This window comes from Pseudarthrobacter sp. TE3704 (assembly GCF_056279405.1).
The window spans coordinates 178496-191368 of sequence record NZ_JBWCCJ010000002.1 but is presented as its reverse complement, the minus strand read 5'-3'; the positions used below and the strand labels follow the sequence as shown (position 1 = coordinate 191368).

At 66.0% G+C, this 12873-nt stretch carries 13 protein-coding genes; 4 read left to right on the top strand and 9 right to left on the bottom strand.

What is annotated here, in order from left to right; all coding sequences use genetic code 11:
- The first annotated feature begins 4 nt into the window (after window positions 1–4).
- The 4 genes from ACZ9BC_RS04805 to pgl are packed head-to-tail and all read left to right on the top strand — an operon-like array spanning window position 5 to window position 4956.
- Entirely contained in the window at window positions 5–1636 is a 1632-nt protein-coding gene (locus tag ACZ9BC_RS04805) for a glucose-6-phosphate isomerase (protein WP_476244985.1), read from the top strand.
- Between the two features lie 14 nt (window positions 1637–1650).
- Complete coding sequence (gene zwf, locus ACZ9BC_RS04800; protein WP_079596048.1) at window positions 1651–3210, top strand: glucose-6-phosphate dehydrogenase; 1560 nt, start codon at window positions 1651–1653, stop codon at window positions 3208–3210.
- Window positions 3207–4148, top strand: coding sequence for a glucose-6-phosphate dehydrogenase assembly protein OpcA (locus ACZ9BC_RS04795; RefSeq protein ID WP_476244984.1), 942 nt, complete (start codon window positions 3207–3209; stop codon window positions 4146–4148). Before zwf ends, ACZ9BC_RS04795 begins: the two co-directional genes overlap by 4 nt.
- Complete coding sequence (pgl, locus tag ACZ9BC_RS04790) at window positions 4138–4956, top strand: 6-phosphogluconolactonase (RefSeq protein ID WP_079596046.1); 819 nt, start codon at window positions 4138–4140, stop codon at window positions 4954–4956. The genes ACZ9BC_RS04795 and pgl overlap by 11 nt, the downstream gene beginning before the upstream one ends.
- On the opposite strand, the gene ACZ9BC_RS04785 is transcribed toward pgl, so the two are convergent.
- From ACZ9BC_RS04785 to rapZ, 9 genes are all read right to left on the bottom strand, one after another.
- Complete coding sequence (locus ACZ9BC_RS04785) at window positions 4909–5307, bottom strand: RNA polymerase-binding protein RbpA (RefSeq protein WP_476244983.1); 399 nt, start codon at window positions 5305–5307, stop codon at window positions 4909–4911. The two genes, pgl and ACZ9BC_RS04785, sit on opposite strands and share 48 nt — an antisense overlap.
- A gap of 128 nt (window positions 5308–5435) precedes the next feature.
- Window positions 5436–5690: a preprotein translocase subunit SecG gene (secG, locus tag ACZ9BC_RS04780; RefSeq protein WP_079596044.1), complete on the bottom strand. Its 255-nt coding sequence runs from the start codon at window positions 5688–5690 to the stop codon at window positions 5436–5438.
- A 50-nt stretch (window positions 5691–5740) separates the two neighbouring features.
- Entirely contained in the window at window positions 5741–6556 is an 816-nt protein-coding gene (tpiA, locus tag ACZ9BC_RS04775) for a triose-phosphate isomerase (protein WP_476244982.1), read from the bottom strand.
- A 101-nt stretch (window positions 6557–6657) separates the two neighbouring features.
- Window positions 6658–7884: a phosphoglycerate kinase gene (locus ACZ9BC_RS04770; RefSeq protein ID WP_476244981.1), complete on the bottom strand. Its 1227-nt coding sequence runs from the start codon at window positions 7882–7884 to the stop codon at window positions 6658–6660.
- 10 nt (window positions 7885–7894) lie between these two features.
- On the bottom strand, window positions 7895–8905 hold the full coding sequence (gap, locus tag ACZ9BC_RS04765) for a type I glyceraldehyde-3-phosphate dehydrogenase (RefSeq protein ID WP_079596041.1): 1011 nt from the start codon (window positions 8903–8905) through the stop codon (window positions 7895–7897).
- Between the two features lie 261 nt (window positions 8906–9166).
- Window positions 9167–9793 (bottom strand): superoxide dismutase, encoded by a 627-nt coding sequence (locus ACZ9BC_RS04760; protein ID WP_115523408.1) that lies wholly within the window; start codon window positions 9791–9793, stop codon window positions 9167–9169.
- Between the two features lie 101 nt (window positions 9794–9894).
- Window positions 9895–10875, bottom strand: a complete 981-nt coding sequence (gene whiA / locus ACZ9BC_RS04755; protein WP_079596039.1) for a DNA-binding protein WhiA — start codon at window positions 10873–10875, stop codon at window positions 9895–9897.
- Between the two features lie 9 nt (window positions 10876–10884).
- Window positions 10885–11904, bottom strand: coding sequence for a gluconeogenesis factor YvcK family protein (locus ACZ9BC_RS04750; RefSeq protein WP_079596038.1), 1020 nt, complete (start codon window positions 11902–11904; stop codon window positions 10885–10887).
- A complete protein-coding gene (gene rapZ, locus ACZ9BC_RS04745; protein ID WP_079596037.1) occupies window positions 11904–12827 on the bottom strand; it encodes an RNase adapter RapZ in 924 nt (307 codons plus the stop codon). Before rapZ ends, ACZ9BC_RS04750 begins: the two co-directional genes overlap by 1 nt.
- Window positions 12828–12873: the final 46 nt, after the last annotated feature.

The window sequence follows — 12873 nt, the reverse complement described above, 5'->3', positions numbered from 1 at the left end:
CCCTATGAGCACTCTCAGCTACGACGCCACCGGCGCTGCCCAGAAGGCACTTGAACAGCACCTTCCTGCTCTGGTCGAGGACCGGATCGCCACCCGGATCTTTGCCAAGGACCACACCCTGTGGGGTCCGGATGCAGAATCCGAGTCGGCCATCCGGCTTGGCTGGGTGGAGGCGGCGACCGTCTCCCAGCCGCTGGTGAAGGACATCCTGGAACTCCGCGACGCCCTCCGGGCTGAAGGCGTCACCCGCATTGTGCTGTGCGGCATGGGTGGTTCTTCCCTCGCCCCAGAGGTCATCGCCGGCACCGCCGGCGTCGAGCTGACTGTGCTGGACAGCACGGACCCGGACCAGGTCCGTGCTGCCCTGGCCGACCGGTTGGCCGAGACCGCGATCGTGGTCTCGTCCAAGTCCGGCTCCACGGTGGAAACCGATTCCCAGAGGCGGATTTTCGAGAAAGCGTTCAACGACGCCGGCATCGACGCCGCCAGCCGGATCATCATCGTCACGGACCCCGGCTCCCCGCTGGACAAGGCTTCCCGCGAGGCCGGCTACCGCGCCGTCTTCAACGCCGACCCCAACGTCGGCGGCCGCTTCTCTGCCCTCACGGCCTTCGGCCTGGTTCCCTCCGGCCTGGCCGGCGTGGACATCCAGGCCTTCCTGGACGAGGCCGAGGAAGCAGCGGAAATCCTCAATGACGACGCCCCCGAGAACATCGGGCTCGCACTCGGCACCGCGCTGGGCGGAACCACGCCGCTGCGGAACAAAATCGTCATCGCCGAGGACGGCTCCGGCATTGTGGGCTTCGCCGACTGGGCCGAACAGCTCATCGCTGAATCCACCGGCAAGTTGGGCACCGGCGTCCTGCCGGTCGTGGCCGGACCCGCGGCACCCGAGGTAACGTCCGGCGCGCCGGATGTCCTGGTGGTACGGCTGGTGGCCGCTGATGCCGACGTCGAACTCGGCGACGACGAAGTGGCCATCGCAGGTGGCCTGGCCACACAGATGATGGTGTGGGAGTTCGCCACCGCCGTGGCGGGACGTTTGCTGGGCATCAACCCCTTCGACCAGCCCGACGTCGAAGCCGCCAAGGTGGCAGCGCGTGGCCTGCTGGACGCCCAGCCGGAGCCCACTGCCGCAGCATTCGTCGATGGCGCCATCGAGGTCCGCGGCGGTGACTGGCTCGGTGATGCCGCCACCGCGGAGTCCGCCGTCAAGGCACTGCTGGGCACCCTCGAGGCAGACAGCTACCTGAGCGTGCAGGCGTACTTCGACCGCCTCGCATTCGCTGAACTGGAAGGGATCCGCGACGAATTGGCAGCTGCCACCGGCCGTCCCGTCACATTCGGCTGGGGCCCCCGATTCCTGCACTCAACCGGCCAGTTCCACAAGGGCGGACCCGCCATCGGCGTGTTCCTCCAGGTCACGGCTGCGCCTGCAGAAGACCTTGAAATCCCGGAGCGTCCCTTCACGTTCGGGGAATTGATCTCCGCGCAGGCAGCCGGCGACGCCCAGGTCCTGGAAGGGCACGGCCGTCCCGTGCTGCGCCTGCACCTGACCAACCGTGCTGCCGGCGTGAAGCAGCTGCAGGACATCGTCGCTGCACTTTCCGCCCGCGCATCCGCTACCGAAAGCTAAGGCACAAAAGCAACATGCCAGAAACTGAATACGGCAAAAGGTCCGGGACCCGGGGGCGTAATCCGCTCCGGGATCCGCGTGACCGTCGTTTGAACCGGATTGCGGGTCCGTCGTCGTTGGTGCTCTTTGGGGTTACTGGTGATTTGGCGCGCAAGAAGTTGATGCCGGCTGTGTATGACTTGGCGAACCGGGGGTTGTTGCCGCCGAGTTTCGCGTTGGTGGGTTTTGGGCGCCGGGAGTGGAGTGACGCTGATTTCGCCGGTCAGGTGAAGGCGTCGGTCCAGTCCTACGCCAGGACGCCGTTTGATGAGGCGGTGTGGAACCAGCTGGCTGAGGGCATCCGTTTTGTCCAGGGCGAGTTCGACGACGACGGCGCGTTTGAGCGTCTCGGTGAGACGATCAAGGAACTTGACGATGTCCGCGGGACCCGCGGGAACCACGCGTTTTATTTGTCGATTCCGCCCAAGGCGTTTGAGCAGGTCTGCCGGCAGCTGTCCAAGCATGGCCTGGCGCAGGCCGAGGGTGAGAAGTGGCGGCGGGTGGTGATCGAGAAGCCGTTCGGGCACGACCTGGAGTCGGCCCGGCAGCTGAACGACATTGTCGAGTCGGTGTTCCCGCCGGACGCGGTGTTCCGGATCGACCATTACCTGGGCAAGGAAACGGTGCAGAACATCCTGGCGTTGCGGTTCGCGAACCAGTTGTTCGAGCCGTTGTGGAACGCGAACTACGTGGACCATGTCCAGATCACGATGGCCGAGGACATCGGCACCGGCGGCCGGGCAGGGTATTACGACGGCGTGGGCGCCGCGAGGGACGTGATCCAGAACCACCTGCTGCAGCTGCTGGCGCTGACCGCGATGGAGGAGCCCATCTCGTTCAATGCCGATGATTTGCGGGCGGAGAAGGAAAAGGTCCTCGCCGCGGTCAAGCTCCCGGAGGACCTGTCCACGCATTCGGCGCGGGGGCAGTTCACCGGCGGCTGGCAGGGCGGCGAACAGGTCCAGGGCTACCTGGAGGAAGAAGGCATCCCGGCCGATTCGACCACGGAGACGTTCGCGGCGATCCGGGTGGACATCCACACCCGCCGCTGGGCGGGGGTGCCGTTCTACCTGCGCGCCGGCAAACGCCTGGGGAGGCGGGTGACGGAGATCGCGGTGGTGTTCAAACGTGCACCGAACCTGTTGTTCCGTGACCATGGGGAGGATGACTTCGGGCAGAACGCCGTGGTGATCCGGGTCCAGCCCGATGAGGGTGTGACGATCCGGTTCGGGTCCAAGGTCCCGGGCACGCAGATGGAAGTCCGTGACGTGACGATGGACTTCGGCTACGGGCACTCGTTCACCGAGTCCTCCCCGGAGGCGTATGAGCGGCTGATCCTGGACGTGCTGCTGGGTGAGCCGCCGCTGTTCCCGCGGCATGAGGAAGTGGAGTTGTCCTGGAAGATCCTTGACCCGTTCGAGGACTACTGGGCCACCCTGGATGAACAGCCCGAACCCTACGCCCCGGGCTCCTGGGGCCCGGCCAGCGCTGATGAGCTGCTGGCCCGTGACGGACGAACCTGGAGAAGGCCATGATTGTTGACCTGCCCGACACCACCACCTCGAACGTGTCCAAAAAGATCATGGCCCTGCGCGAGCAGGGCGGCGTGATCGCCCTCGGCCGGGTCCTGACCCTGGTGGTGGTCACGAAGTCCGGGCTTGAGGAAGAAGCGATCGAAGCGGCGAACGAGGCCAGCCGGGAACACCCCTGCCGGATCATCGTGCTGGCCGACGCCGGCAAGAACGCCCCGGACCGGCTCGACGCGCAGATCCGTGTGGGCGGGGACGCCGGCGCCTCCGAGGTGATCGTGCTGCGCGGCTACGGCCAGCTCGCCCACGAATCCGAGTCCCTTGTCGCCGCTTTGCTGCTCCCGGACGCCCCGATCGTGGCCTGGTGGCCGCACGGCGCCCCGGAAAGCGCCTGTGAAACCTCCATCGGCCGGATTGCGCACCGCCGGATCACCGACTCCGCGAACGAACCGGACCCGCAGGCCGCCCTGGAGAACATCCGGTCCACCTACAAAGCCGGCGACACCGACCTCGCCTGGACCCGCCTGACCAACTGGCGCATCCAACTCGCCGCCGTCCTGGACCAGGTGGACTCCTCCCCGGTGACCGCCGTCGCCGTCGAAGGAGCCTCGGACTCCCCGTCCACCATCCTGCTGGCGGCCTGGCTCACCCTGACCCTGGACGCACCCGTCACCATCGTCGCGGATCCCGCCGGCACCGGCATCCGCCGCGTCCGGCTTACCCGCCCCGGCGGGGACGTCCAGCTCTTCCGGCCGGGACTGTCCGTCGCTGAACTGACCCAGCCGGGCCAGCCCGCCCAGCGAATCTCGCTTCCCCGCCGCAGCCTCCGCGACTGCCTCGCCGAAGAACTCCGCCGTTTGGACCCCGACGAAGTTTTCGGCGAAGTGATTACTATTGGACTGCCACGTACCAATCTAAGGAGCGTCCGTCCCAGTGAGCGTTGAGCCAAGAGTAAGCATCCATCCTGATTCGTCTGTTCTCATGGCAGCCATCGCGGCCAGGCTCATCACCAAACTGGTGGATGTGCAGGACAAGTACGGCGAGGCCACTGTGGTGCTGACCGGAGGCTCGGTGGGCATTGGGACGCTGAAGGCTGTTGCAGACTCTCCGGCCGCTCCCGCCGTCGACTGGTCCAAGGTCAACTTCTGGTGGGGCGACGAACGCTTTGTGGGTTCGCAGGACCCTGACCGGAACACAAAGCAGGCGTTTGACGCACTGCTTTCCCGCATCCCGGTAGATCCGGAGCGGGTCTTCCAGCCGGGCTCCTCGGACGAGTTTGGCAGCCCGGAAGAAGCTGCGGACGATTACGCCCGCCGCCTCCGGGAGGCCGCCGCCGCTGAGCATGCTGCCGACATGTCCGATGACCGGCCCGAGGAACCTTCCGCGTTGCCGCGGCTGGACGTTGTCCTGCTCGGTGTTGGTCCCGACGCGCATGTGGCGTCGCTCTTTCCGGAGCAGGGGGGAATCAGGGAGAAGGAACGGACGGTGGTGGGGGTCCGCAACTCCCCCAAACCGCCTCCGCTGCGGGTCTCGCTCACCCTTCCGGCCATCAACACGGCCTCCGAGGTCTGGATGGTGGTTGCGGGCGAGGACAAAGCCGGCGCCGTGGGCCTTGCCCTCGCGGGTGCCAACCCCGTCCAGGTACCGGCTGCAGGTCCGCGGGGAACCTCCCGGACCCTGTGGCTCATCGACGAAAACGCAGCCTCACGTGTCCCGCAGCAGCTCGTCCGGAAGGACGCCGCGGGCGCGTAGCCTCTCGAGCGCTCCGGCCAGGACGTCTTCCGCGTCCTGGCTGGAGCGCCGTTCTTTAACGTACTCAAGGTGGCTCTTGAAACCGTCGTCCATGTCGTCGGCCGCTGCTGCCGCCGACTGGCCGTCCCTGGAGGCCGGCGCGCCGCACCGCCGGCAGTCCCACATGGCCGGGATCTGGTCCTCGGGAAGTTTGAGGAAGACGGGCTGGGTTTCGTGCCCCTTCGCGCACCAGTAGGACACCCGGATCCGCGGCAGGGCGCTCCCGTGGTCCTCGGTGGATTGAAGGCTTGAACCTGTTCCTGCAGTTACCCCCGCGCGGGTACCGCGGAAACCTGACGCTGGATGGACCACCGCAACTCCTGCCTTGACGCCATTGTTAAAGCAAAACTGTGGCTGTCGAAATAGCCGACAGCCACAGTTTAGTTGGCAGATCCTTGCGGCGGGAGTGCCCCCCGAATCGCTGCCTCAGACGTTGGGGATCAGGAGTCCCCGCCACTGAAGCGCATGATCAGTCCCAGGGCAATGATTACCACGCCCCAGGTGACGCCGAGGATCACGGTGAATCTGTTCAGGTTGCGCTCTGCCACGCCGGAGGAGCTCAGGCCCGAACTCATGCCGCCGCCGAACATGTCGGACAGTCCGCCGCCCCGTCCCTTGTGGAGGAGGATAAGCAGCGTCAGCAGGAGGCTGGTGATGCCCAGGAGGATCTGCAGAATGACATGAAGAACGTCCACGACGGCCTTTCAGAAAGTTGGAATTGCGGGAGTATGCGCGGCGGGACGGATCAGTCCGTCACCAGGTGACTCTCGAACCTGACAATATTAGCAAACTCGGCAGGATCGAGGCTCGCGCCACCCACCAGCAGGCCGTCCACGTCCCGTTCCTGCAGGATGGCGGCGGCGTTGTTGGCCTTGACCGAGCCGCCGTAGAGCAGGCGAGTCTTGGAGGCCACGTCGGCGCCAAAAAGCGTTTCCAGCTCGGCGCGGATGGCGGCGCACATTTCCTGTGCATCCCCCGGGCCCGCAACTTCTCCGGTTCCGATGGCCCAGACCGGCTCGTAGGCGACCACGAGCTCGGCTGCCTGCTCGTTGGTGAGGCCCGCAACTCCGGCGCGCAGCTGTTCCAGCGTGTGGTTCACGTGCGTGCCGGCCTGCCGGATTTCCAGCCCTTCGCCAACGCAGAGGACAGGAGTGACGCCGTGCTTGAAGGCTGCTTTGACCTTTGCGTTGAGGACGTCGTCGGACTCGTTATGGATGGTGCGGCGTTCGCTGTGTCCCACCAGCACGTACGTGCACCCCAGCTTGTTCAGGAACTGGCCGGAGATGTCACCGGTGTAGGCGCCCGAGTCGAACTGGGAGAGGTCCTGGCCGCCGTAGGCGATGTCCAGGTCGTCGCCCTGGACGAGCGTCTGGACGCCGCGGAGATCGGTGAACGGGGGGAAGACAGCAACTTCGACGCGGCTGTAGTCATGCTTTGCGTCTGAAAGGGTCCAGGCCAGTTTCTGCAGGAGGGTGATGCCCTGCACGTGGTCCATGTTCATTTTCCAGTTGCCCGCGATGAAGGGCTTGCGGTCGAAAGCGCCGTTCGTTGACGTAGTCACGTATTCTCCAAAAAAGTTTGTGATAAGTGTTCGGCCGGCAGGCTGCCGCGGGCAACCTGCCGGCCGGAGGATTGACAGACCGGTAGTACTACCGGAAGGCTCTACCGGTCCAGGACGCTGAGTCCCGGGAGTTCCTTGCCCTCGAGGTATTCCAGGCTGGCTCCGCCGCCGGTGGAGATGTGCCCGAACTGCTCATCGGCGAAACCAAGCGTCCGCACGGCCGCCGCGGAGTCCCCGCCGCCAACCACGGTGAACGCTTCGGTTTCGGTCAGGGCCTGGGCAATCGCGCGGGTTCCGGCCGAGAAGGCTTCGAACTCGAAGACCCCCATGGGACCGTTCCAGAAGACTGTCCGGGCACTCTTGATACGGTCGGCGAAGGCAGCGGCTGAGTCCGGGCCGATGTCGAGCCCGATGCCCTGCGCGCCGAAGCTGCTGTCCTCGATGGCATCCGCAGCAACGGTTTCGTGCGCAGCGTCGGCGGCGAACTTCTCCGCCACCACGACGTCGGTGGGCACCACGAATTCGGTGCCGGCATCGGCCGCGCGCTTAAGGTAGTCCTGGACCACGGGGATCTGGTCTTCCTCGAGCAGGCTTCCAGCCACCTTGTGGCCGGCAGCGGCGAGGAAGGTGAACAGCATGCCGCCGCCCACCAGGATGGTGTCCGCCTTGCCGAGCAGGTTGTCGATGACCGCGAGCTTGTCAGAGACCTTGGAACCGCCGAGCACCACGACGTAGGGACGCTGCGTATCGGCGGTGAGCTTGCGCAGGACCTCCACCTCGGTGTGCACCAGGTCGCCCTGGTACGACGGAAGCCGGGTGGCGACGTCGTACACGCTGGCGTGCTTGCGGTGCACGGCACCGAAGGCGTCATCCACGTAGGCGCCGTTGCCGCCGGTCAGGGCAACCAGCTCGTCAGCGAAGGCGCCGCGCTGGGCGTCGTCCTTGCTGGTCTCGCGGGCGTCGAAGCGGACGTTCTCCAGGACGAGGACCTCGCCGTCCTGCAGCGCGGCTGCTGCCTCTTTGGCGGAGGCTCCCACGGTGTCGTCTGCGAGGGTGACCTTGAAGTCCGCCAGTTCCGCCAGCCGGGTGGCTGCGGGGCGAAGGGAGTACTTGTCTTCGGGTGCGCCCTTGGGGCGTCCGAGGTGGGCTGTTACCAGCACGCGGGCACCGGCGTCCGTGAGCTTTGACAGCACTGGAAGTGAGGCCTTGATGCGGCCGTCGTCAGTGACTGTAGAGCCGTCGAGCGGCACATTCAGGTCACTTCGAACCAGAATGTACCGCCCGCGGACACCTTCAGCGATGAGTTCGTTGAGGGTGTGAGATGTCATGTGTCTAACCCTAGCCCAGCTTGGATGCGACAAGCTCCGTAAGGTCAACGAGGCGGTTTGAGTAGCCCCATTCGTTGTCATACCAGGAAACAACCTTGACCTGGTTGCCAATCACCTTGGTCAGGCCGGAGTCAAAGATGGACGACGCGGGGTCCCCGACGATGTCCGAGGAGACGATCGGCTCATCGGTGTAGGTCAGGAAGCCCTGCAGTTCCTCGGACTCCGCAGCGCGCTTGAGGGCGGCGTTGACTTCCTCGACGGTGGTTTCGCGGGAGACCGTGACGGTGAGGTCGGTGGCCGAACCGGTGGGCACGGGAACGCGGATGGCGTAGCCGTCCAGCTTGCCCTTCAGCTCGGGCAGGACGAGTCCGATGGCCTTGGCTGCACCGGTGGAGGTGGGGACCATGTTGATGGCGGCGGCGCGTGCACGGCGGAGGTCGTTGTGCGGGCCGTCCTGCAGGTTCTGGTCTGCGGTGTAGGCGTGGACGGTGGTCATGAGGCCGCGTTCGATGCCGAACTCGTCGTTGACCACCTTGGCCAGCGGGCCGAGGCAGTTGGTGGTGCAGGATGCGTTGGAAATGATGTGGTGCGTGGCGTTGTCGTACAGCTTGTGGTTCACGCCCATCACGATGGTGATGTCTTCATCGGACGCCGGGGCTGAGATGAGGACCTTCTTGGCGCCGGCGTCGATGTGCTTCTGCGCAGCGGCGGCCTTGGTGAAGAAGCCGGTGGATTCGATGACGATGTCCACGCCCAGCTCGCCCCAGGGCAGGTTGGCGGGATCGCGCTCAGCCAGGACCTTGATGACGTTGCCGTTGACGACGATGTTGCCGTCCTTGACCTCGATGGTTTCCTTCAGCCGGCCGCCGACGGAGTCGTACTTGAACAGGTGCGCCAGGGCCTCGGGGCTGGTGAGGTCGTTGACGGCAACGATCTCCAGGTCCGCGCCTTGTGCAAGCGCTGCGCGGAAGTAGTTGCGGCCAATACGGCCAAAGCCGTTAATACCAATACGGGTCGTCACTTTTTCAGTCTCCTTGGTGCTTTATGAAGCACTACTAGTTGAGCGGGCGTTCAAGCCAACTAACAGATCCCGCACGCCATTGGGCAGAGATGATTTACATACGGAGGGCGACCAGCCTCATTGCTGAAGGCTAACCGCCTTCCGTGACCTATCTTACGTTTAACTGGGTCCGCCCCCGCAAGTGCGGGGGCGGACGGTCCACATCGCGGCCTCTTTAAGTCCGAATGTGAAGTTTGTTACACACGCGTGTGGCGGTGCTCACTACCGTACGGTGATGAGTCCCGTGGCGTTGCTGCGTGCTGCCTCGAACCGCTTGGCGACGTCGGCCCAGTTGACGATGTTCCAGAACGCCTTGACGTAATCAGCCTTGACGTTGACGTAGTCCAGGTAGAAGGCGTGCTCCCACATGTCGAGCATCAGCAGCGGGGTGGTGCCCAGCGCCACGTTGCCCTGCTGGTCGTACAGCTGCTCGATGACCAGGTTTCCACCGATGGGCTCGTAGGCCAGGAAGCCCCAGCCCGAACCCTGCAGGCCCAGGGCAGCTGCGGAGAACTGCGCACGGAACGCATCGAAGGAGCCGAAGGCGTCATCGATGGCGGCAGCCAGCTCACCTTCGGGCTTGTCGCCGCCGTCCGGGGAGAGGTTGTTCCAGAACACGGAGTGGTTGACGTGGCCGCCGGTGTGGAACGCGAGGTCCTTGGAGAGCCGGTTGATGTTGGCGAAGTCGCCCTTCTCGCGGGCTTCAGCCAGCTGTGCCAGGGCGTTGTTGGCGCCTGCCACGTAGGCTGCGTGGTGCTTGCTGTGGTGCAGCTCCATGATCCGCGCGGAAATGTGCGGTTCGAGGGCGGCGTAGTCGTAGCTGAGTTCCGGCAAAACGTACTCGGTCACAAAATCCTCCAATATCGTGGACACTCGGTCCGGGTGGTAACTCTCGGATTGTGCATCCGGACGGCGGGCGCCCGGAATTATTTTTGATTCTATGGGGGCGCTTACTCGTCCAGCATTTCGGGCGTCACATTGGCGTCCGTTCCAGGTATGCCAAGGTCAAGGGCCCGCTTGTCCGCCATCGCCAGGAGACGGCGGATCCGTCCTGCGATGGCGTCCTTGGTCATGACGGGATCGGCCAGCCGCCCCAGTTCGTCCAGGCTGGCCTGTTTGTGGGCAACGCGCAGTTCACCCGCGTATTTCAGGTGCTCGGGAACGTCGTCGCCGAGGATCTCAAGGGCCCGGTCCACGCGTGCGCCCGCCGCGACGGCCGCCTGTGCCGAGCGGCGCAGGTTGGCGTCATCGAAGTTGGCGAGGCGGTTGGCGGTGGCCCGGACTTCCTTGCGCATCCGCCGTTCCTCCCAGACCATCAGTGCGTCGTGGGCACCCATGCGGGTGAGAAGGGCGGCGATGGTGTCGCCGTCGCGGATGACCACGCGGTCCACTCCCCTGACTTCGCGCGCCTTGGCCTGGATGTCCAGCCGGCGGGCGGCGCCCACCAGTGCCAGGGCTGATTCGGGGCCGGGGCAGGTGACCTCGAGGGACGAGGAGCGGCCGGGTTCGGTGAGTGAGCCGTGCGCCAGGAAGGCGCCGCGCCAGACGGCCTCCGCATCCGCTGCCGAGCCGTTGACGACGGCGGACGGCAACCCGCGCACGGGGCGGCCGCGGCCGTCCAGGAGGCCGGTCTGCCGGGCCAGCGCCTCGCCGTCCCGCACGACCCGGACCACATACCTGCTGGCGCGCCGCAGCCCGCCCGCCGAGACTACGATGATCTCGCTCTGGTGTCCGTAGACCTCGGCAATGGCCGACCGCAGCCGTCGCGCGGTGGACGCGAGGTCCACTTCGGCCTCGATGACGATCCGGCCGGAAATGATGTGGAGTCCGCCTGCGAAGCGGAGCATCGCGGAAACTTCCGCCTTGCGCACTGATGACTTCTTGATGTCCAGACGGGACAGTTCTTCCTTGACCGATGCTGTCAGTGCCATGGCACCTTCCTAACTGTTCCCAAAAATGTCCTGGTACGCCGTCGCCAGACGCAGGGGGTCATGGACGGGCCGGCGAACCGACGCCCCTACTTTACCCAAGACCACCTCGGCGCCGATCATCGCGGCTGCCTTCTCGAACTCCTGCCGGTCCGGAACGGAGGCGGGATCCGCCAGGACGACGTCCACGCTGAATTCCGGAGCGTAACGGCGCAGCACGTGGAGGTGGTCGGCGGCCGTCATGCCCGACGTTTCCTTGGTGTCCGTGGCGAGGTTCATGGTGAGGCAGCGTTTGGCTGGGGTGTGGCACAGCGCCTGCCGCATTTCGGGCAGGAGCAGGTGCGGGAGCACTGAGGTGTACCAGGAGCCCGGGCCCAGGATGACCCAGTCCGCGAGTTCGATGGCCGTGAGTGCTTCGGTGCAGGCCGGGGCGGCTTCCGGCAGGAGCCGGACCTGCTCCAGGGAACCTGCAACGGCGCACCGTGCCTGCCCGTGGATTGTCTGCAGCACGGATTCGCCGTCGGGTGCGGTAACCCTGACATCCCCTTCGATGGTCAGCGGCACGGTGGACATGGGCAGCACCTGGCCGCGCGCGCCGAGCAGTGCACCTGCCCACTTGAGGCCGGCGACGGCGTCGCCGAGCAGTTCCCAGAGTGTGACGATGAGCAGGTTCCCCATGGCGTGCTCGTCCAGGGAGCCGCCGGGGCCGTTGCCGGGCCGGAAGCGGTGCTGCATGACGTCGCGCCAGGTGCGTCCCCAGTCGGTATCGTCGCAAAGGGCTGACAGTGCCATGCGCAGGTCACCGGGCGGGAGGACGCCGTACTCCTCGCGCAGACGCCCGGAAGAGCCGCCGTCGTCCGCTACCGTCACGATGGCGGTGAGCTGGGACGTGAGCAGGCGCAGCGCCGAAAGGGAGGCCGCCAGGCCGTGCCCGCCGCCGAGGGCGACGACATTGGGGCCTTTGTCCTGCTGCGCCGCCGCTGTCCCGGAGGCAGGCGGGACCAACGGCAGTGCGCCGGTGAACAACGCCATTATTCGCGGCCCAGATCCCGGTGCGTGGTGGTCACCGTGACCCGCGGGTATTGCGCCAGCTTCTTGGAAAGTTCGACGGCGACGGCCACGGAGCGGTGCTTCCCGCCCGTGCAGCCCACGGCGATGGTGGCGTAGTGCTTGTTTTCCCGGCGGTAGCCGTCCAGGACGGGTTCGAGGGCCATGACGTAGCGGTCCACGAAGTTCTTGACGCCCTCGGCTTCGAGGACGTAGTCGCTGACGTCCTTGTCCAGCCCGGTGTGCGGGCGCAGCTGCGGCACCCAGTGCGGGTTGGGGATGAACCGGACGTCGGCCACGTAGTTGGAATCGACGGGCAGGCCGTACTTGAAGCCGAAGCTCATGATGTTCAGGCGGAGGGCCACCGGGCCGGTTTCGCTGAACAGTTCCGTGATGGCCGTGGCCAGGCCGTGGACGTTGTAGCCGGAGGTGTCCAGCACGACGTCGGAGCTGTCGCGCAGTTCCTGGAGCAGCTCGCGTTCCGCCGCGATGCCGTCGAGGATGCGCCCGCCGCCCTGCAGCGGGTGGGGCCGGCGCCCCTGCTCGAAGCGGCGGACCAGGACGTTGTCGCTGGCGTCGAGGAACAGCACGCGGAAGGTGACGCCGCTGGCGGCGAGGGCTCCCAGGGCGGCGCGGATGTCCGCGAAGAGGCCCTTGCTGCGGACGTCGATCACCACGGCCAGGCGCGGGATGGACTGCGGGGCGTGCGAGACGAGTTCGGCCAGCGTCCCCAGCATCTGCGGCGGCAGGTTCTCCACGACGTACCAGCCGTGGTCCTCGAGGGCGTCAGCGGCTGTACTCCGTCCGGCGCCGGACATCCCGGTGACCACCAGCAGCTCCGCTTCGAGCGGCTTTACGGGCTGCATCCCGTCAAGCCCGGCTCCGGATTCCGCCGTCGTGTCTGCCATTAAGTACGCCCCGTTTCTGTTGTTGTCACGCGGGGCGGCCGCACTG